The organism is Hymenobacter psoromatis, from assembly GCA_001596155.1.
Classification (GTDB): domain Bacteria; phylum Bacteroidota; class Bacteroidia; order Cytophagales; family Hymenobacteraceae; genus Hymenobacter.
The window spans coordinates 2,871,674-2,889,708 of sequence record CP014771.1 but is presented as its reverse complement, the minus strand read 5'-3'; the positions used below and the strand labels follow the sequence as shown (position 1 = coordinate 2,889,708).

Below are 18,035 nucleotides of genomic sequence, written 5' to 3'. Positions count from 1 at the left end.
CGCATCTTCTTAATCCCACCCACCCTCCACCATTTTCCCCCTCACATGGCAGCCACCACTGTGTATAAAGAGCCCGCCCCGCAGGTCGGCAATACCGAGAATCCCCTGGAATCCATGATGTCGCGCTTCGATAGCGCGGCTGAGATTCTGGGCCTCGATGATACTTCTTACGAAGTATTGAAAGCGCCCGACAAGCAAGTTATCGTGCATTTGCCCGTGATGATGGACGATGGCAAGGTGCACGTTTTTGAGGGCTACCGCGTGGTGCACAACACCATTTTGGGCCCCAGCAAAGGCGGCATTCGCTATGACAAGAACGTGAACCTGGACGAGGTGAAAGCCCTGGCCGCCTGGATGACCTGGAAGTGCGCCGTGGTGGACATCCCCTACGGCGGGGCCAAGGGCGGTATCATCTGCGAGCCCACCACCATGAGCGTGGGCGAGCTGGAGCGCCTCACCCGCGCCTACACCGTGTCGATGAAGGACGTGTTTGGCCCCGACCGCGATATTCCGGCTCCCGACATGGGTACCGGCCCGCGCGAAATGGCCTGGATTATGGACGAATTCTCGAAGGCCGTGGGCCAGACTGCTTCGGCCGTGGTAACTGGCAAACCCTTGGTAATGGGCGGCTCGCTGGGTCGCACCGAGGCCACCGGCCGCGGCGTCATGGTGTCGTGCCTGGCCGCGCTGGCCAAGCTCGGCATGAAGCCCGAAGAAACGTCGGTGGCCGTGCAGGGCTTCGGCAACGTGGGCTCGTGGGCTTCCAAGCTGTTGTTTGATAAAGGACTGAAAGTGAAAGGAGTGTCCGATATTTCGGGCGCTTACTGGAACGAAAACGGCATCAATATCGACGAGGCCATTGCCTATAAAAATGCCCACAGTGGCCGCCTCGAAGGCTTTGAAGGTGCCGACCCGATGGACCCCACCAAGCTGCTGATTTCGGCGGTGGACGTGATTGTGCCCGCCGCCGTGGAGGACGTGATTACGGAGCACAATGCTCCCTTTATTCAGGCCAAGCTGATTGTGGAAGGGGCCAACGGCCCCACATCGGCTTCGGCCGACCCCATTATCAATGAGAAAGGCATTCTGGTAGTGCCCGACATCCTGGCCAACTCGGGCGGCGTCACGGTGAGCTACTTTGAATGGGTGCAGAACAAGCAGGGCTTCAAGTGGAGCCTCGACATGGTGACCGACCGCGCCGACCGCATCATGACGGAGGCTTTTGAGAAGGTGTACGCTACCAGCCAGAAGTATAATATCCCGATGCGCATCGCGGCCTACGTCGTGGCCATCGACAAGGTAGCCCAGACGTATAAGTACCGCGGCGGCTACTAGAATCACGGATTACGCGGATTTCACGGATTTTGTGGACGACAACCTGGCAGGCGCTGTTGCTGGCGCTTGCCCTGGTTGTCGTCCACATTTTTGTGGAATCATTAGCCGGAATACCGTTATTTTGTACATCCGTCGCACTTAGGCTCCGTGCCGTGCGTGTTTCTCCACACAAGACCCCTAGTGCCCTCGTTTACCCAGCCCCAGCCCTTATGTGGCCACACACGCAGAGTAGTTAGCATCAGCGCCAGCTACAAAATCCGTGAAATCCGTTAAAATCCGCGTAATCCGTGATTAAGATACATAAAGAAGGCCGCCGCATCCTGTTCGTGACGCTGCTCGTGCTGCTGGCCCTCAACCTGCTGCTGAACCGCTACAATGCGTCCAACGTGGTGTTCAACCGCATTTTTGCCGGTGCCTCGGTGGTGGCGTTTCTGATGCTGTTGCAGTTTTTTCGCTCGCCCTTCCGGCGCTTGCTCACCCACGAAGACCTGCTGCTGGCCCCGGCCGATGGCAAGGTGGTCGTGATTGAGGAAGTATTTGAGCCCGAGTACTTTGAGGACGCCCGCCGGCAGATTAGCGTGTTTATGTCGCCCATCAACGTGCACATTACCCGCAACCCGGTGTCGGGCATCGTCAAGTATTTTAAGTATCACCCCGGCCAGTATCTGGTGGCCTGGCACCCCAAAAGCAGCACCCAAAACGAGCGCACGACGGTGGTAGTCGAGAGCGATGCCGGCCCGCTGGTGCTCTTCCGCCAAATTGCCGGGGCAATGGCCCGCCGCATCGTGTGGTACGTGAACGAGGGCGACGAAGTGAGTCAGGGCGAGGAGTTTGGCTTTATTAAATTCGGCTCGCGGGTCGATATTTTCGTGCCCCTTAGTGCCCAGATTAAAGTGGAATTGGGCCAGAAAGTGAAGGGCGGCGAAACCGTGCTTTGCCAATTGATAGACTAACGCCTACCCCCTCGCCTGAAGCCAAAGCGAAGAGCCCGGCCGCATCATGCGGCCGGACTCTTCCTGTTGGTGTAGTGCACTTATTTGCCTTGCTGCTTCATGAATTGCGCCGCGCCGGGCAGGTGGGGTAGCAACAAGCCCAGCCCTATCACAATGACGAAGCAGACCAGCAGCGGCACCAGCCAACTGCGCGGTTGAAAGTCGTGCGTGCCCACGTAGCGCGGCCAAAACCACAGGATATACGCCAGAATCGCCGGCAGATTGAGCAGCGACACGAACAGCGGGCTCAGGCTATACGACTTTATGAACTGGTTGACTACCAGTGCTTCACCAATTAGATAAGCCAGCACAAACGCCACCAGCACCCAGATGGCCTTCGTGTTTTTCAGCCGGCGCATGTTAATGGCCAGCAGTATCGCCCCCGTGATGATGGTGTTGAACAACACCGAAAAAAGCACGATGACGCCCGGCGTATACAGCACCGGCTGCTCATCGGGGGGTAGGGCCGCCGCCTCGGTGAGCGCGGGCTGGCTGGGCTGCGCGGTCGCGGCCGCCTGCACCGCCGCTTCGAGCTGCGGGCGCAGGGCCTCCTCCTCGGGGGCAGGCTGGCCGCGCTGCCGCAGCTCGGTCAGCGCGGCCAGCACGGCCTCTTCGCGGTACTGCCCGTAGCCCGTCACGTAGGCGCGCAGCTCAGCAGCAGGTTTGAGCGCCATTTTGGCCGCGTAATCTTCCATAATAAACTCAGTAAGCAGCGCGTACTAAACGGTAAGCAGGTAGCAGGTAGTTGCCAACTGCTTGGGGTTCACTGCGCGCTGTAAAATTGCAAAAGCGCCGCGCCCACCCGATATACGTCCTCAAACGAATTATACAGCGGCACGGGTGCCAGCCGGATGACATTCGGCTCGCGCCAGTCGGCCACTACCCCCCGCGCGGCCAGGTAGTCGAACAGCGCCCGCCCGCGCTCGTGCACCAGCAGCGAAAGCTGGCAGCCGCGCTCGGCCGGGTTGGGGGGGGTAATAATTTCGAGCCGGCTGGTGGGCAGGCCGAGCTGGTTGATGAGAAATTCGAGGTAGCCGGTCAGCTTTTCGCTCTTGGCGCGCAGGGCGCCTACCCCCCCCGCCCGGTCGAAGAGCTCAAGGTTGACGCGGTGCACGGCCATCGGCAGCACCTGCCCGCACGAGAGCTGCCAGCCCGCCGCGCCCGCCGCCGGCCGAAAGCCTTTTTGCATCTGAAAGCGCTCGGCGGGGTCATTGCCCCACCAGCCGGCCAGCCGCAGCAAATCGGGCTGGTGCGCAAAGCGCTCGTGAATAAACACGCCCGACGTGCCGCCCGGCCCCGAATTGAGGTATTTATAGGTGCACCAGCAGGCAAAGTCCACGTCCCAGTCGTGCAGGTGCAGCACCACGTTGCCGGCCGCATGGGCCAGGTCGAAACCCACTTTCGCGCCCACCGCGTGCCCCGCCCGCGTGATGGCCGCCATGTCAAACACCTGCCCCGTGTAGTAGTTAATACCCCCAAAAATGACCGTGGCCAGCGAGCTGCCCAGCTCCGCGATTTTGGCCTCGATGTCCTCCGTGCGCAGGGTGTGCTCGCCGGGCCGGGGCTGCATCTCCACAATGGCTTCGGCCGGGTCGAAGCCGTGCAGGCGGGCCTGGCTTTCGAGCGCGTATTGGTCCGAAGGGAACGCGCCGCCTTCCATCAGCACCTTGTAGCGGGTGGGGGTAGGCTGGTAAAAGGAGATGAGCAACAGGTGCAGGTTCACCGTTAGCGTGTTCATTATCACCACTTCCAGCGGCTGGGCGCCCACCACGCGGGCCGCCGACTCAGCCAGGTTATCCTGGTAATACATCCAGGGCGACTCGCCGTGAAAGTGGCCCTCCACCGCCTTGGTTTCCCAGGCCTGAAACTCGGCCTCCACGGCGGCGCGGGCGGCGCGGGGCAGCAGCCCCAGCGAGTTGCCGCAGAAATACGCTACCGGCTGCCCATCCGGTCCCGGCGGAAAATGAAACTCGTGGCGGAACGCTTTCAGCGGGTCGGCCGCATCCTGGGCGGTGGCAAAAGCGGGCGAAGCGTCGTAGGTCATACGGGGTGGGGTAGGGAAGAGCATTCCACAAAAATCGGCAGAAATAACCGGCTCAGCGCGCACTATCGGCCGGCGGGGGGGGTAGGCGGCCAGCGGATGCGGCAGAAGCGGGGTAAATAATGCAAAAGCACGTCCTGCCAAAGTGCCCAAAATCTTCCAGCCTCGCCAAGTAAATTGCTTGGCGAGGCAGTAAAAAATGTGGGTGTGCTTTAGCAGAACGTGCTAATAATATTCGAGTAATCGCGACGCTGACGCCAGCCCTCACCAGCGCGGTGCGAGTCCGGTTACACCTTTTCCACCACCATCGCCACGCCTTGGCCCACGCCTACGCACATGGCTACCAGGCCGTAGCGCACACCCTCGCGGCGCTGCATCTCATGCACCAGCGTGGCCACGATGCGCGCGCCGCTGGAGCCCAGCGGGTGGCCCATCGCGATGGAGCCGCCGTTCACGTTCAGCTTGGCCACGTCAACGCCCAGTTCGCGCACCACGGCCACGCTCTGCGAGGCAAAGGCTTCGTTGATTTCGAGCAGGTCCATATCCTCCAGCGTGAGGTTGGCGCGCTCCAGCACCTTGCGGATGGCCGGCACCGGGCCCATGCCCATAATGGACGGGTCAACGCCCGCCACGGCCGATGAGATAATGCGCGCCATCGGCTTGAGATTGTAGCGCGCCAGGGCATCGTCGCTCACCAGCAGGGCAGCGGCGGCACCGTCGTTGATGCCCGCCGAGTTGCCGGCCGTCACGGTGCCGCCGTCGGGCTGGAAGGCCGGCTTGAGGGTTGCCAGCTTTTCGAGGGTCGAAACGCGGGGCTGCTCGTCGGTGTCAAACAGCGCCGTGTCGCCCTTGGGCTGGGGCAGGAACACCGGCACCAGCTCCTTGCGGAAACGGCCTTTTTCGGCGGCGCGGTGGTACTTGCGCTGGCTTTCGAAGGCAAAGAAATCCTGGTCCTCGCGGCTGATATTATACTGCTTGGCCACGTTCTCGGCCGTGTCGCCCATCGTGTAGGGGTAGTGGTCGCGGGCCAGGCGCTGGTTCACGAAGCGCCAGCCCAGCGTGGTGTCGTGGGCCATAAAGTCGCGGGCAAAGGCCGTCGAGGACTTGGCCATCACGAAGGGCGCGCGGGTCATGCTTTCGGCCCCGCCGGCCAGATACACGTCGCCCTCGCCGCACTTAATAGCGTGAAACGCATCGATAATACTTTGCAAGCCGCTAGCGCACAGGCGGTTGACGGTGTTGCCGGGAACCGTCACGGGCAGGCCGGCCAGCAGGGCAGCCATGCGGGCCACGTTGCGGTTGTCCTCGCCGCTCTGGTTGGCGGCACCCATAATGACGTCTTCCACCGCGTTTTTGTCCAGGCTGGGGTTGCGGCGCAACAGCTCGCGAAGCACGAGCGCGGCCAGGTCGTCGGGGCGAACGCTGCTGAGCGCGCCGCCAAATTTTCCAATCGGGGTGCGCACGGCATCCACGATATACGCATTGGGCATTCTACTGTATCGTTGGGGCGAAGCGAGTCCGCCGGTTGAGGGCTAATTTTGGCCTGGCCGCGCGCGTTGGCGCGGGCCTTTTTCACAACCGCAAAGATGATACAAAGAATTCAAAGCGTTTTCCTTTTACTATTGGCCTTGTGCATGCTCAGCATGCTGGCCCTTCCCCTGTGGCACAAAGTCGATGGCCTCACCCATCAGGAGCTCACGCTCACCGCCTTCGGCTTCAGCGCCGCCAACCTGGCCAAGCCCGCCGCGGCGGGTCCGGTGTGGGTAATCGCGGTGCTGGCCCTGGCGTCGGCGGCCCTGGCGGCCTACGAGATTTTTCAGTTTAACAACCGTTTCAAGCAGCTCAAGCTGGGCGCGGCCAACATTCTGCTCATCATTGCCACGTTTGGGGCGGCTTTCTATTTCGCTAACCAAGGCGAAACCTTCCTCAATCTCAAGCTCGAAGGCAAGTTCGAGCCCGCTTTCTACCTCCCGACCCTGGCCCTGATGCTCAACCTGCTGGCCACCCGCTTCATCCGTCGCGATGAGCAGTTCGTGCGCCGCAACTACGACCGCCTGCGGTAAATCATTGCTGGTTAATTATTTATGAAATAGTTAGAACGTCATTCCGAGCTTGCCGAGGAATCTCGCGCGCATCGTCCAGGCCTCGTTCAACAATGCGAGCGAGATTCCTCGGCAAGCTCGGAATGACGTTCTGACGACTTGCTCTATTTCCTAACCAGCCCACAACAAAAAGCCCCGGCTGCTCCTGGCGGCCGGGGTTTTCCATGAGGTGTGAAAGAGGTAGTTTGGTTAATTCTGAGGCTGCCCAACAAACTGGCGCAGCGTGCGCACGCTGGAAGGAAATTGCAGCGCTTCATACACGCGCTCAAAGTTTTGCGGGTCGCTGACGTGGGCGTAGCCAAAGCGACCCAGCTCGATGCGCGACTCGTCGTGGGTGAAGGTTTTGACCAGCTCGGCCAGTTCGTCGGCGCGCAGGCTGCTTTCGGCGAGCGCGTCGGTGGCGGTGCGCAGCCGCTCAGCATCGGTGGGGCGCTGGCGCAGGTCCTGGGCCAGCTCGGCCACGTCGGCCGGGGCGAGGGGGGGTAGGGCGGCGGCACTAGCCGGGGCCGGTTCGCTGCCATCGTTGGGATAGGCACCGGGGGCATTATTGTTACCGCCCTGGGTGTTGTTCTGGTCGTAGCCGCCCGGCTGCGCAGGAGCTGCGTAGCCACCCTGCTGATTAGGCGCAGGTACTGGGGCCGCGTAGCCACCCGGCTGGTTGGGCACTGGCGCGGGGTAGCTGCCGGGCTGATTGCCACCGGGATAGGTAGCGCGCGGGTCGTAGCCACCCTGGCCGGGTGCCGGAGCCTGGCCCTGGCCATAGTAGCCGCCCTGATTTGGCGCAGGAGCCTGGTTCTGACCATAATAGCCACCACCTGGCTGGCCTGGGCCGTAGTAGCCACCGGGCTGGCCCTGACCATAATAGCCACCCTGGCCCTGTCCGTAGTAGCCACCCTGGTTGCCATAGCCCGGCTGGCCAATGGGCCCTACCCCCACCTGGCGCAGCTGCGGGCCATAGGGCCTCAGCAACAGCACGTAGCTCGTTTCCGCGCCCGGTTGCAGCCACAGGGTAGTGCGCATGCGCAAAGCAGGGCCGTATCCGGTGGGCACGCTAATCTCGGCCCAGTGCCGGCCGGGCAGCAGCAGTCCCACCCTGATTTGGCGGGCCACCGGGTTGGTCAGCAGCCGCCCATCTAGCACCAGGCTGAAGGGCTGGCCCTGCTCGGCCGTGATGCTGAGGTTGGCGGGCGGCGCGGCCACCGCAGGAGCGGCTATCACCCAGGCCAACAGTGCCGTAGCAGCCAACTTAAGAAAGTTTTTCATGACGGAAAAATGAAGCATCAACCAGGAATTCTACCAGCGTACCTAGCCCATAATCCAAAGGCGTGCCAATAAAGAAGGCCTCCCACGCGGGAAGCCTTCTTCAACCTAAAACAGGGGGGTAGGGGCCGCGCTACTTATCAATGCGCGTCACCTTAAACTCGGTGCGGCGGTTGCGCTGGTAGTCCGCCTCCGACTTGGGGTTCTTCACAATGGGGCGGGTTTCGCCGTAGCCCTTGGCCGTGATGCGGCGCTTATCGATGCCCTTGCTCACGATGTAAGCCACGGCCGCCTCGGCGCGCTGCTGGCTGAGTTTCAGGTTGTAAGCGTCCTTGCCGCGCTGGTCGGTGTGCGAGCTCAGCTCAATATTAATTTTCGGATTATCCTGCAAGGTCTGCACCAGCGTATCGAGGCGAATGGCCGCGTCGGGGCGAATGTTATACTTATCGTAGTCGTAGAAAATGTCCTTGACCTCAATCGCCCGGTTCACCACTATTTTAGTGAGAATGAGCGTCACGGGCAGCCGGATATCGTTCTGGGCCAAGGGCAGCTGCTCCTGAGTGGGGTAGCGGCCCACGGTGCTCAAGCTGGCGCGAGCCGTGAAGTCGCCCGTGCGGTCGGTAAGCAGCGCGTAGGTCTGGGCCGAGTCGAGCCGGCTCGTAAACTTGCCGTCAGCATTGGTCAGCACGTCCTGCTTTTGGCCGTTGCCGCTCGTGATGGTCACCGTTTCGTTGGGCACCGCCGTGTTAGTGCCGGCTTTGGGGTCGCGCTCCAGCACCGTGCCATCCACGTAGAACGTCACCATTTTACGGTTCTTTTTCTTGAACGTATACAGGTCGTCCGAGCCCTTGCCGCCCTCGCGGTTGGAGGAAAAAACGCCCGTGCCCGGCCCCGTGAAGAAGGGCGCGAAGTCATCGGCCGGGCCGTTTATGCCCGGCCCCAGGTTTACCGGCTTGCCGTCCTTCACCTCAAAAATATCGAGCTTGCCGTAGCCCGGCCAGCCATCCGAAGAGAAGTATAGCGCGCCATCGGGCGCTACCCCCGGAAAATTGTCGTTGCCCACCGAATTGATGGTTTCGCCCAGGTTCTCAGCCGGTGAGAAGCGCCCATTTGCCCCCAGCGTGGCCTTGTATAAGTCGTTGCCGCCCTGCCCGCCCTTGCGCCCCGAGGCGAAGTAAAGCGTCGTGCCATCGGGCGCGAAAACGGGCGCGAAATCGTCGGCCGTGCGGTCGTTGATATTGGCCAGCACCGGCTCGGTCCAGACGCCATTACGGTAGTATGAAATCCACAAATCGACGCTCTTGTATCCTTGCTTCGAGCCATCGTTCGAGCGGGCAAACACCATCGTCTTGCCGTCGGGGGTATAAGTAGCGCTGGCCTGCAGCTCTTTATCGTTGTTGAAAAGCGCCTCCAGCTTGCGCGGGGTGCCGCCGGTCATGGCCGCCGGGTCGTCAAACTTCTGGGCGTAGAGCGCCGTGTAGCGCTCGCCGTTGCCGGGGTAGGGCTTGCCGTCGCGCCCCGAGGCAAATACCAATTCGCCACTGTTCGGCATCCGCGCCGCCGAAAAGTCGGAATTGGGCGAGTTCACCGCGTCGAGCGGGGCCACCGTGTAGCTGGCATTGGCGCTGGCCAGGGCTTTGCTGGCGGTGGCGTTGCGGGCCTCGGCCTCGGCGTGGGCGGCCAGGGTGCGGTTGGTGCCGCTTTGGGCGTAGGCGGTGAAGCGCGTGGCGGCTTCGTCAAACTTGCCGCTGGCGCGCAGGGCCTCGGCGTAGCGGTAGCCCAGGTCGGCATTGCGGGCGTTGCCATCTAAGGCAGCCTTGTAGTAGGGCTCGGCCTGGTCGAGGCGGTTGGACAGGCGGTAGGACTCGCCCAGCCGAAAGTTGGCCAGCGCCGCGCCCGCGCCCTTGGTCGCATCAGCTTTGTAGAGCGGAATGGCTGTCTCATATTCGCCGCGCAAAAAGTGCTTGTCGGCCTTGCTAAGCTTACCCGACGAGGCGCAGCCGCCCAGCGCAATAACTGGGGCAGCGGCCCCGATAAGCACATATTTTCTAAGCGACGAGTAAGGAATATAGAGAGCCATGCAGCCGGAGAAGAGCAGATTTCGAGGATTTACTAGCAATAATACAACGGTTTGCGCCGGGGCATTAGTGCCGGCCCTCAGTCCTGCTTCGCAAAATAGCTCGCCAGCCAGGTTTGGGCGGCCGGCGCGGGCCAGTGGTCGTCCAGTTCACCCTTCGTAGTCAGCGTGTTATCGAAGTATAAGGTATCGGGGCCTACCTGCCCGGCCGCGATGGCCGCGCGCAACTCACGGCGCGTCAGCAGCCGCAGCTCGCCCTTATCGAGAAAGGCCATTTGCGATTTTTCGAGCAGCCCTGCCCCCAGCGTTTGCTCCAGCTCGCGCACGAAGCGCACCGACGCATCAATGGAGCAGCCGCTGGCCCCAGCCGCCGCCTCATCGAGTCCAATCACCAAAAACTGCCGGTGCAGAAATTGCGCCGACGCCACTAATTGCTGCCCGTGGCTCGTCCATTCGTGGGCAAACGTGGTCAGGCGCGGCAGCAAACCCACGAGCTCGGCCTCCGTCAGCGGGCGGCTAGCCTGGTAAACCCACACGCGGGCGCGGTCGGGCAAGTTATCAAAAGCAACATTCATAAATCACGGATTACGCGGATTTTAGCGGATTTCACGGATTTTGTGGACGGCAAGTTTCCGCAAACGTGACGACTTTTCTTCCTGGCAAACCGCTTTTTAATACCCCAACAACAAAGATGGCGCAAAAGCCCGCAGTATTATTTATCTCTTATATGTCAGCACCAGGCGCGCCCCCTCAGGCGTCCACAAAATCCGTGAAATCCGCTAAAATCCGCGTAATCCGTGATTTTAGGCGTTAATGCCTTCGGCGCTGGCTACCAGCTCGGCCAGGTCAAATACTTGAACGTTAGCCTCTTGCTCCTTGTTTTTCACGCCGTCGCTCATCATGGTCATGCAGAAGGGGCAGCTCACCGCGATGATGCTGCCTTGCAGGCTGTGCGGGGCCGGCGCGGCGCGCTCGGTCTCTACCCCCCGCAGATTATCCAACGCCGCGGCCTGGCCGCTGAGCGTGGCCAGGGCCTCCTCGGTGCGCTCGATGTTGATGTCCTTTTTGCCGGGCTCGGGCTCCTTCCACATCTGCGCGCCGCCCGCGCCGCAGCACAGGCCGTTGGCGCGGCTGCGCTTCATTTCTACCAGGTCGGCGTCGAGAGCCGCGAGCACGTCGCGCGGGGCTTCGTAAATGTTGTTGGCGCGGCCCAGGTAGCAGCTGTCGTGAAACGTGATGCGGCGGCCCTGAAAGCTCTCGCCGCCTTTCACGGCCACTTTGCCCTCATTGATAAGCTGTTGCAAATACGTGCTGTGGTGAATTACCTCGTAGTCGCCACCCAGCGCCGGGTATTCGTTTTTGATGGTGTTGAAGCAGTGCGGGCAGGCCGTCACGATTTTCTTGATGCCGTAGCCGTTCATCATGGTGATATTCTGCATGGCCTGCATCTGAAACAAAAACTCGTTGCCGGCGCGCTTAGCGGGGTCGCCGGTGCAGCTTTCCTCCAGGCCCAGCACCGCGTAGTCGGTGCCCACGTGCTCCAGAATGCGCGCAAACGCCCGCGTCACGCGCTTGTAGCGGTCGTCGAACGCGCCAGCGCAGCCCACCCAAAACAGGATTTCGGGCACTTTGCCCTGCGCCGCGAGGTCGGCCACGGTCGGCACGGTGAGTTGGCGCTTGGCGGGGGGGGTAGGGATAGTCGGCGTCATACTAAATAAAATCTATTGCTTATTATTCGTTGTCAACTAGTTACGCCGTCACCCTTCCCGCCACATACAGCTCATCCGCCCAATTAAGCCGGTCGGAAGGCGAAAAGGCCCACGGCGCGCCGTTGTTTTCGATGTTGGAGAACATGACGTTCAGCGAGTTAGGCGCGGCCGACTCTTCCAGCACCAGGAAGCGGCGCATCTCAATAATGCTTTCCAGCGGGTTGATATTCACCGGGCAGCTCTCCACGCAAGCGTTGCAGGTGGTGCAGGCCCACAACTCCTCGGGCGTCACTTTGCCGCGCAGCAGCGTGGCCGCCATTAGGTCCGTAACGGGCTCGTGCTTAGCTTCTTCACCGTAAATATTAGGCTGAAAGATGAGCGGCGAATTGTATTTTTCCTCCACCCGGTCGCGGGTGTCCATGATGATTTTGCGGGGCGATAGCAGCTTGCCCGTCAGGTTGGCCGGGCACACCGAGGTGCAGCGTCCGCATTCGGTGCATGAATACGCGTTCATAATAGCCGTCCAGGGCAGGTCCTCCACGTCCTTCGCGCCGAAGGGGGTAGGGGCCAGCGCCGCGCCGTCGGGTCCCACGGGGGGGGCAGGCACCTCGTAAGTCGGGTCCATCATCGCCTTCACCTCGTGGGTGATGCTCTCCACATTCGAAAACTGCCCCTGCGGTATCAGCCGCGAGTACCACACATTCGGAAAAGCCAGAATAATGTGGAAGTGCTTGGAGCTGGGCAAGTAGTTGAGAAATAATAAGATACCCGTAATGTGCGCCCACCAGCCCACGCGCTCCAGCATGTGCAGCGTGCTCAGATTGGTCGGCAGCAGGCCCGTGAGGAAGTGGCTGACGGGGTAGGCCCCCGGCAAAAATTTCCCTTCCACCTGGTGCAGCTTGAGGTCGGCCGAGTTCATCAAAAACAGCGCTGCCATCAGCACCACTTCCACGTAGAGAATGATATTTGCGTCGAGTTTGGGCCAGGCGCGCAGCTCTATGCCGGTGAAGCGCCGCACCGGCGGCTGGTGATTGCGCCGCCACCAAAACGCTGCTACCGCAATGATTACCAGTGCCCCCAGCGTTTCGTTCACGGCCACCAGGCCGTCGTACAGCGGCCCCAGCAGTCCCAGAAAGCGGTGCGTGCCAAACAGGCCATCCACTACAATCTCAATTACTTCAATATTGATAACAAGAAAGCCCACGTACACGATGAGGTGCAAGAAAGCGGGCGTGAGGCGCTTGAACATTTTCTGCTGGCCAAAGGCCACGAGTAGCGTTTTGCGGAAGCGCTCGGCGGCGTGGCCGCTCATGTCGCGCTCGCGCCCGACGAGGATATTAGCCCGGATTTTTCGGACCTGCCAGGCAAACAGGCCGAAGGCTGCCAGCAAAAGCAGCGCGAAAAGAATGGGTTGCAGCATGTGGGTAAAGGTAAGGCCGGACAGCGGGTGGGATGAGGCTGCAATTTAGTAGGCATGACGACTACTTTGGCAAAAATGGCTGGCCAGGAGATTTTTTTTGCCCGAGTTCTTGCGGCATTACGGGTTTTTCGTACCTTTGCGCTCCCAAGCCTCTAACCGGGCCTGGGAAAACCTCGGCAACATAGCTCAGTTGGTAGAGCACAGCACTGAAAATGCTGGTGTCGTTGGTTCGATTCCAACTGTTGCCACTTCTCAAAAGCCCCGTTTTCACGCTGAAAACGGGGCTTTTTTGTGGATATTTTTTTGATAAAGAGTGGCTTGCGTGGTTGGGGAGGGGGTAGGGCCGCCCTGCGTTTTGTGTAGCAGAAACATGAGTTTGTGTAGCTCCGACGTACGGCCGGGCCCGGACCTTTGAGGCAGCTAGCTGTTGAGAATAGACCAACCAGTTTCCCTTATTTCGCGCTTCGATATGAGCCTCACCGATTTTCGCACCCTGGGCCGCTCCGGCCTGGTAGTCAGCCCGCTTGCGCTGGGCACCATGACGTTTGGCACTGCCCGCTGGGGCTCGGCCGACGACGTTTCGCGCGCCGTATTCGATGCCTACGTCGAGGCTGGCGGCAACTTTATTGATACTGCTGATGTGTACGCCGGGGGCCGCAGCGAAGAAATGGTGGGCCAGTACGTGGCCGAGCGCGGCCTGCGCGACCAGCTGGTGCTGGCCACTAAGTTTGGCTTTGGGGCGCAGGCCGGCAACCCGCACGCCAGCGGCAACGGCCGCAAGCACATCTACCAGGCGCTGGAAGGCTCCCTGCGCCGCCTCAAAACCGACTACGTGGACCTGTATTGGCTGCACGTCTGGGATACGGTAACGCCCGCCGAAGAGGTGCTGCAAACGCTGGGCGACCTCGTGCGGGCCGGTAAAATCCGCTATTTTGGCTTTTCCGACATGCCCGCTTGGTTTGCTACCAAGGCCGCCACGCTGGCCGCCGCTCACGGCGTGCCGGGGCCCATTGCCATGCAGCTGGAATATTCATTGGTAGCGCGCCGCATCGAGAGCGAGCACATCCCAGCGGCCCGCGACCTGGGCCTGGGCCTCACGCCCTGGAGCCCGCTGGCGGCCGGCTTTCTGGCCGGCAAGTACGAGCGCCCCGCCGACGGCGGCAAGCCCAGCGGCGAAGGCCGGCTCAGCGGCCCCAACCCGTTTGGCGACATGAAATTTACGGACCATAACTGGCGGGTGCTCGATGCCCTGCGGCCGGTGGCCGCGCAGCTGGGCTGTTCGCCAGCGCAGGCGGCCCTGGCCTGGGTGGCGGCCCAGCCCGGCGTCACGGCCCCCATCATCGGAGCCAGCCAAGTGGCGCAGCTGCACGCTAACCTGGCCGCGCTCGACGTGCGCTTCAGCCCCGAGCAGCTGCGCGCGCTCGACGACGCCAGCATTCAGGACCCTTTCCACGACCGCATGTGGGCGCTGATGAAAGGTGCCGTGTTTGGCAAAAACTCCGTGCGGGGCTGGGAGTAGTCGGGGGGGTAGGGCGGCGTTTTGTGTAGCAGAAGCGCGGGTTTGTATAGGCCGGGGCGCGGGCGGCGGCCAGACCTTTGTGAGGTCAACTACGATTACTAAATTCTCCTGTAAAATTCAACCAATGAGCACTATCAAACAAGTAGCCCTGGGCACTCAGGGCCTGCACGTATCGGTCGAGGGGCTGGGCTGCATGGGCATGACGGGCGGCATCAACGGCATGAGCGTGTATGGCGAAGCCGACGAGGCCGAGAGCCTCGCTACCCTGCACCGCGCCCTGGAGCTGGGCGTGACCATGCTCGACACGGCCGACCTCTACGGCCCCATGCTCAACGAGAGGCTGGTGGCCAAAGTCCTGGCTGGCCAGCGCGACAAGTTCACCGTGGCCACCAAATTCGGCTTCGAGGTGGATGACAACGAGCAGTGGACCGGCGGCTACAACGGCCGGCCCGAGTACGTGCGCAAGTCCATCGAGCGCTCGCTCCGTAACCTGGGCACCGATTATGTGGACCTCTATTACCTGCATCGCCTCGACCCCGCTACCCCCATCGAAGACACGGTAGGCGCCATGAGCCGCCTCGTGGAAGAAGGCAAGGTGCGCTACCTGGGCCTGAGCGAAGTGCCGGCCAACATGCTGCGCCGGGCGCACGCGGTGCATCCCATTTCGGCCCTCGAAAGCGAGTACTCGCTCTTCGACCGCCGCGTGGAGGACGAGGGAATCATCGCGGCGGCGCGCGAGCTGGGCATTGGCTTCGTGGCATATTCGCCGCTGGGCCGGGGCTTTTTATCGGGCGATATCAAAACGCCCGACGACTTCGAGGCCAACGACTCGCGCCGCTTTTTCCCACGTTACCAGGGCGAGAATTTCTACAAAAATCTGGAACTGGTCGAAAAGCTCCAGGCCCTGGCTGAAGCCAAAAACGTAACCGCCGCGCAGTTGGCCCTGGCCTGGGTGCTGGCCCAGGACGTAGTAGTAATACCCGGCACCAAGCGCCGCAAGTACCTGGAAGCCAACGTGGCCGCCGCCAGCATCACCCTTACCCCCGCCGAGCTGGCTGACCTCGACGCCATCATGCCCGTGGGCAGCGCGAGTGGCGCGGCTTACCCGGCCGGGTTCTGAAGAGTGAGTTTGTCATGGCGAGCAAGGCGAGGCAATTGCCCCAAAGCGAGTAGTTCGAGCATCGTTCTGGGGCGATTGCCGCGACCTTGCTTGATGCGCAACATGCTCGCAATGACAGACGTTTTTGTGTATGTCCTAAAACAGTAGAAGCATTTTTATGAAAGCTCCCGCCAAAGAATTCAAGCTGCTCACCTCGGTATCGGACTTCACACAGCATTTCAGCTTTCCGACCCCGGTGCACCCGCTGCTAACGGTTATCGACCTGGCCAACCACCGCTACGCGCCGCCGACTACCGGCCCGGCCTGGCGCGAGCTGTACATTATCGCGCTCAAAAAGAACCTGAAAGGCCAGGTGCAATACGGTCGCCAGCCCTACGATTTTGGTGAGGGCGTGCTAGCGTTCTACGCGCCCGGCCAGCTTTGCGAGAGCAGCGGGTCAGTTGATATCTCGGAGCTAAGCGGCTGGATGCTGGTCTTCCACCCCGACCTGCTGCACAAATACCCACTGGGCAAAAAAATCGCCGGCTACGGCTTTTTTTCCTACCAAACGCACGAGGCACTGCACCTGTCGGGCAAGGAGGAAGGCATGCTGGACGAGCTGGTGGCCGCCATTGGGCGCGAGCACGCGCAGCCCGTCGATGCCTTTAGCCAGGACGTGCTGGTGGCGCAGCTCGACGTGCTACTGAGCTACGCCAACCGCTTCTACCACCGGCAGTTTCTCACGCGCCGGCCGGCCGAGCACGACTTGCTCAGCCGCTTCGAGGCGCTGCTGACCGGCTACTTTGCCCAGCCCGCCGAACAGGCCCTACCCACCGTGCAGCACTTCGCCGACGCGCTGCACGTGTCGCCGGCCTACCTCAGCGACATGCTGCGCACGCTCACTGGCCAGAGCACCCAGCAGCACATTCATTTTGCCTTGATTGAAAAAGCCAAGCGGCTGCTGCTCAGTACCTCGCTCACCATTAATGAGACGGCTTTTCAGCTGGGCTTCGAGTATCCGCAATACTTCACGCGGCTTTTCAAAAGCAAGACGGGGCAAACGCCGGCGGCCTTTCGGTTTTCGGCTCAGTAAGCAGCGGGCGGCTTATTGGGGCGCGCCAGGGGGGTAGGGGCGGGGCGCAGCAGCTTGTCGGCCCCCACGGCCAGCAGCGCGCCGGCCACCGGGCCCACCACATAGACCCAGGCCGCCGCCAGGTGGCCGCTCACCAGGGCCGGGGCCAGCGAACGAATGGGGTTCATGGACGCGCCCGAGAGCGGGCCGCCCACCAGCGCCGCCAGCCCCACCGTGGCCCCGATGGTGATGCCCGCCAGCAAGCCCTGCTCGTGCGAGCCGTAGGCCACTTGCAAAATCACCAGCATCAGCCAGAAAGTGAGGCCGATTTCGACGCCCAGCGCCACGCCCACGCCGTGGCTGGGCAGCGTGGCCCCCAGCGCCGAGCCGGCCGGGGCTAGTGGCAGCAGCAGGGCGCTGCCCGCCAGCCCGCCCAGCCCCTGCGCCGCCAGGTAGGGCAGCACTTGGCGGCCCTCAAACCGGCCCGCTGCCCAAAAAGCCACCGTCACGGCCGGGTTGAGGTGGGCACCGCTCACCGGGCCGAAGGCCTGAATTAAAATCAAGACTATCAGCCCGAAAGCCAGCGCCACGCCGCCGTGGCCGATAGCGCTGGTCAGGTCATTCACCACAATGGCACCGGTGCCAAACAGCAGCAGGCCGGCCGTGCCGAGGGCCTCGGCAAATAACGCGCGCGTCGTAAAAGCACTCATGCGCCGGAGCTGGGAAAAGGAATAAGCTGGGTCCAAAGCTACGTAAGTGCTCGGCCCGGCAGATTTTCCTACCCCCCCCCCGCGGCGGCCAACGTCGTTAGCGGCCCCGGATTCTATCAAACAAGCTGATTTTGCGCTTGATGAACACGTAGCGAATCGAGAAGGCCGTGGGGAAGCGGGCGTAGTCGTCGCCGCCAAATTCCAGGCTGGGCTTGAAATCGAAACTGAGCGCAAGGGGCAGAAACGCCACCTTGTACTCGACGCCCACGATGCCGTCGAGGCCCCTGAAAGCGCCCGTGTCCTTGTTGTGGCCCAGGTGCCCGCCCGCGCCGAAGTAGTAGTTCAGGCTCGGCCCCAGAATGCCGAAGTGATACTCGCCCAGCACCGTGCCGCTATACTCGCGCGTGCTCAGCCCGGCAATGCCTTCCAGGGTGACGCGCGGCGCCACCAGCTGCTGCACGGTGAGGCCGTAGCTGCCGCTGCCCAGGCGCACCCCGGCGGCCGTGATGTATTTCTGCGCGGCGGCGGGCCGGCTCAGGGCCAGCAATAAACCCAGAATGAATAGTGTAAAACGAACTGACATACGGAGCGCTAACGCAACGACCCTGCCAAAGGCCGGCTTTGACCAGGCTAACGCGTGGCGGCCAGGGGCTGGTATGTGCGGGAAAACTGAACGGCAACGCGTGCAAGATTCCGGCT

Annotated in this window: 16 protein-coding genes and 1 tRNA gene; 7 read left to right on the top strand and 10 right to left on the bottom strand. The window is 61.8% G+C overall.

Annotated elements, in window-relative coordinates; genetic code table 11:
- The first annotated feature begins 45 nt into the window (after positions 1-45).
- Together A0257_12200 and A0257_12195 are read left to right on the top strand one after the other, a co-directional pair.
- Positions 46-1,335 carry an amino acid dehydrogenase gene (locus tag A0257_12200; GenBank protein ID AMR27780.1) on the top strand — a complete coding sequence of 430 codons (1,290 nt, stop codon included), beginning with the start codon at positions 46-48 and terminating at the stop codon, positions 1,333-1,335.
- Between the two features lie 290 nt (positions 1,336-1,625).
- Positions 1,626-2,288, top strand: a complete 663-nt coding sequence (locus A0257_12195) for a phosphatidylserine decarboxylase (GenBank protein AMR29739.1) — start codon at positions 1,626-1,628, stop codon at positions 2,286-2,288.
- A gap of 80 nt (positions 2,289-2,368) precedes the next feature.
- Here the strand turns inward: A0257_12195 and A0257_12190 are convergent, their stop codons facing one another.
- From A0257_12190 to A0257_12180, 3 genes are all read right to left on the bottom strand, one after another.
- Positions 2,369-3,022 (bottom strand): hypothetical protein, encoded by a 654-nt coding sequence (locus A0257_12190; GenBank protein AMR27779.1) that lies wholly within the window; start codon positions 3,020-3,022, stop codon positions 2,369-2,371.
- Positions 3,023-3,090: 68 nt separating this feature from the next.
- On the bottom strand, positions 3,091-4,371 hold the full coding sequence (locus tag A0257_12185; GenBank protein ID AMR27778.1) for a kynureninase: 1,281 nt from the start codon (positions 4,369-4,371) through the stop codon (positions 3,091-3,093).
- A gap of 284 nt (positions 4,372-4,655) precedes the next feature.
- Entirely contained in the window at positions 4,656-5,858 is a 1,203-nt protein-coding gene (locus A0257_12180) for a beta-ketoadipyl CoA thiolase (protein ID AMR27777.1), read from the bottom strand.
- Positions 5,859-6,002: 144 nt separating this feature from the next.
- Between A0257_12180 and A0257_12175 the strand changes: the two genes are divergently transcribed.
- On the top strand, positions 6,003-6,431 hold the full coding sequence (locus A0257_12175) for a hypothetical protein (GenBank protein AMR27776.1): 429 nt from the start codon (positions 6,003-6,005) through the stop codon (positions 6,429-6,431).
- Positions 6,432-6,659: 228 nt separating this feature from the next.
- Here A0257_12175 and A0257_12170 read toward each other — a convergent pair whose 3' ends face one another.
- The 5 genes from A0257_12170 to A0257_12150 form a co-directional block, all read right to left on the bottom strand.
- The gene (locus A0257_12170; protein ID AMR27775.1) at positions 6,660-7,733 is read right to left on the bottom strand and encodes a hypothetical protein; all 1,074 of its coding nucleotides are present in this window, start codon (positions 7,731-7,733) and stop codon (positions 6,660-6,662) included.
- Between the two features lie 130 nt (positions 7,734-7,863).
- Positions 7,864-9,810, bottom strand: coding sequence for a hypothetical protein (locus A0257_12165; GenBank protein ID AMR27774.1), 1,947 nt, complete (start codon positions 9,808-9,810; stop codon positions 7,864-7,866).
- A gap of 77 nt (positions 9,811-9,887) precedes the next feature.
- The gene (locus tag A0257_12160) at positions 9,888-10,382 is read right to left on the bottom strand and encodes a hypothetical protein (protein AMR27773.1); all 495 of its coding nucleotides are present in this window, start codon (positions 10,380-10,382) and stop codon (positions 9,888-9,890) included.
- Between the two features lie 228 nt (positions 10,383-10,610).
- A complete protein-coding gene (locus A0257_12155) occupies positions 10,611-11,516 on the bottom strand; it encodes a CoB--CoM heterodisulfide reductase (GenBank protein AMR27772.1) in 906 nt (301 codons plus the stop codon).
- Positions 11,517-11,556: 40 nt separating this feature from the next.
- The gene (locus tag A0257_12150) at positions 11,557-12,936 is read right to left on the bottom strand and encodes a Fe-S oxidoreductase (protein AMR27771.1); all 1,380 of its coding nucleotides are present in this window, start codon (positions 12,934-12,936) and stop codon (positions 11,557-11,559) included.
- A 175-nt stretch (positions 12,937-13,111) separates the two neighbouring features.
- Between A0257_12150 and A0257_12145 the strand changes: the two genes are divergently transcribed.
- The 4 genes from A0257_12145 to A0257_12130 all read left to right on the top strand — a co-directional run bounded on the left by A0257_12145 (position 13,112) and on the right by A0257_12130 (position 16,647).
- Positions 13,112-13,184: transfer RNA gene (locus A0257_12145), tRNA-Phe, on the top strand.
- A 221-nt stretch (positions 13,185-13,405) separates the two neighbouring features.
- Complete coding sequence (locus tag A0257_12140) at positions 13,406-14,455, top strand: aldo/keto reductase (GenBank protein AMR27770.1); 1,050 nt, start codon at positions 13,406-13,408, stop codon at positions 14,453-14,455.
- A 124-nt stretch (positions 14,456-14,579) separates the two neighbouring features.
- Positions 14,580-15,575: an aldo/keto reductase gene (locus A0257_12135; GenBank protein AMR27769.1), complete on the top strand. Its 996-nt coding sequence runs from the start codon at positions 14,580-14,582 to the stop codon at positions 15,573-15,575.
- Positions 15,576-15,732: 157 nt separating this feature from the next.
- Complete coding sequence (locus tag A0257_12130; GenBank protein AMR27768.1) at positions 15,733-16,647, top strand: AraC family transcriptional regulator; 915 nt, start codon at positions 15,733-15,735, stop codon at positions 16,645-16,647.
- Here the strand turns inward: A0257_12130 and A0257_12125 are convergent.
- Both A0257_12125 and A0257_12120 read right to left on the bottom strand, forming a co-directional pair.
- Positions 16,641-17,336: a hypothetical protein gene (locus A0257_12125; protein ID AMR27767.1), complete on the bottom strand. Its 696-nt coding sequence runs from the start codon at positions 17,334-17,336 to the stop codon at positions 16,641-16,643. The two genes, A0257_12130 and A0257_12125, sit on opposite strands and share 7 nt — an antisense overlap.
- Positions 17,337-17,433: 97 nt before the next feature.
- Complete coding sequence (locus A0257_12120; protein AMR27766.1) at positions 17,434-17,883, bottom strand: hypothetical protein; 450 nt, start codon at positions 17,881-17,883, stop codon at positions 17,434-17,436.
- Between the last annotated feature and the right edge of the window lie 152 nt (positions 17,884-18,035).

Excerpts from the sequence above, each read along its gene's own strand:
- A0257_12130 (AMR27768.1), top strand. The coding sequence starts at position 15,733 with ATGAAAGCTCCCGCCAAAGAATTCAAGCTGCTCACCTCGGTATCGGAC.
- A0257_12140 (AMR27770.1), top strand. The coding sequence starts at position 13,406 with ATGAGCCTCACCGATTTTCGCACCCTGGGCCGCTCCGGCCTGGTAGTC.
- A0257_12185 (AMR27778.1), bottom strand. The coding sequence starts at position 4,371 with ATGACCTACGACGCTTCGCCCGCTTTTGCCACCGCCCAGGATGCGGCC.
- A0257_12175 (AMR27776.1), top strand. The coding sequence starts at position 6,003 with ATGCTCAGCATGCTGGCCCTTCCCCTGTGGCACAAAGTCGATGGCCTC.
- A0257_12190 (AMR27779.1), bottom strand. The coding sequence starts at position 3,022 with ATGGAAGATTACGCGGCCAAAATGGCGCTCAAACCTGCTGCTGAGCTG.
- A0257_12200 (AMR27780.1), top strand. The coding sequence starts at position 46 with ATGGCAGCCACCACTGTGTATAAAGAGCCCGCCCCGCAGGTCGGCAAT.
- A0257_12125 (AMR27767.1), bottom strand. The coding sequence starts at position 17,336 with ATGAGTGCTTTTACGACGCGCGCGTTATTTGCCGAGGCCCTCGGCACG.
- A0257_12155 (AMR27772.1), bottom strand. The coding sequence starts at position 11,516 with ATGACGCCGACTATCCCTACCCCCCCCGCCAAGCGCCAACTCACCGTG.
- A0257_12170 (AMR27775.1), bottom strand. The coding sequence starts at position 7,733 with ATGAAAAACTTTCTTAAGTTGGCTGCTACGGCACTGTTGGCCTGGGTG.
- A0257_12180 (AMR27777.1), bottom strand. The coding sequence starts at position 5,858 with ATGCCCAATGCGTATATCGTGGATGCCGTGCGCACCCCGATTGGAAAA.
- A0257_12135 (AMR27769.1), top strand. The coding sequence starts at position 14,580 with ATGAGCACTATCAAACAAGTAGCCCTGGGCACTCAGGGCCTGCACGTA.
- A0257_12150 (AMR27771.1), bottom strand. The coding sequence starts at position 12,936 with ATGCTGCAACCCATTCTTTTCGCGCTGCTTTTGCTGGCAGCCTTCGGC.
- A0257_12160 (AMR27773.1), bottom strand. The coding sequence starts at position 10,382 with ATGAATGTTGCTTTTGATAACTTGCCCGACCGCGCCCGCGTGTGGGTT.
- A0257_12165 (AMR27774.1), bottom strand. The coding sequence starts at position 9,810 with ATGGCTCTCTATATTCCTTACTCGTCGCTTAGAAAATATGTGCTTATC.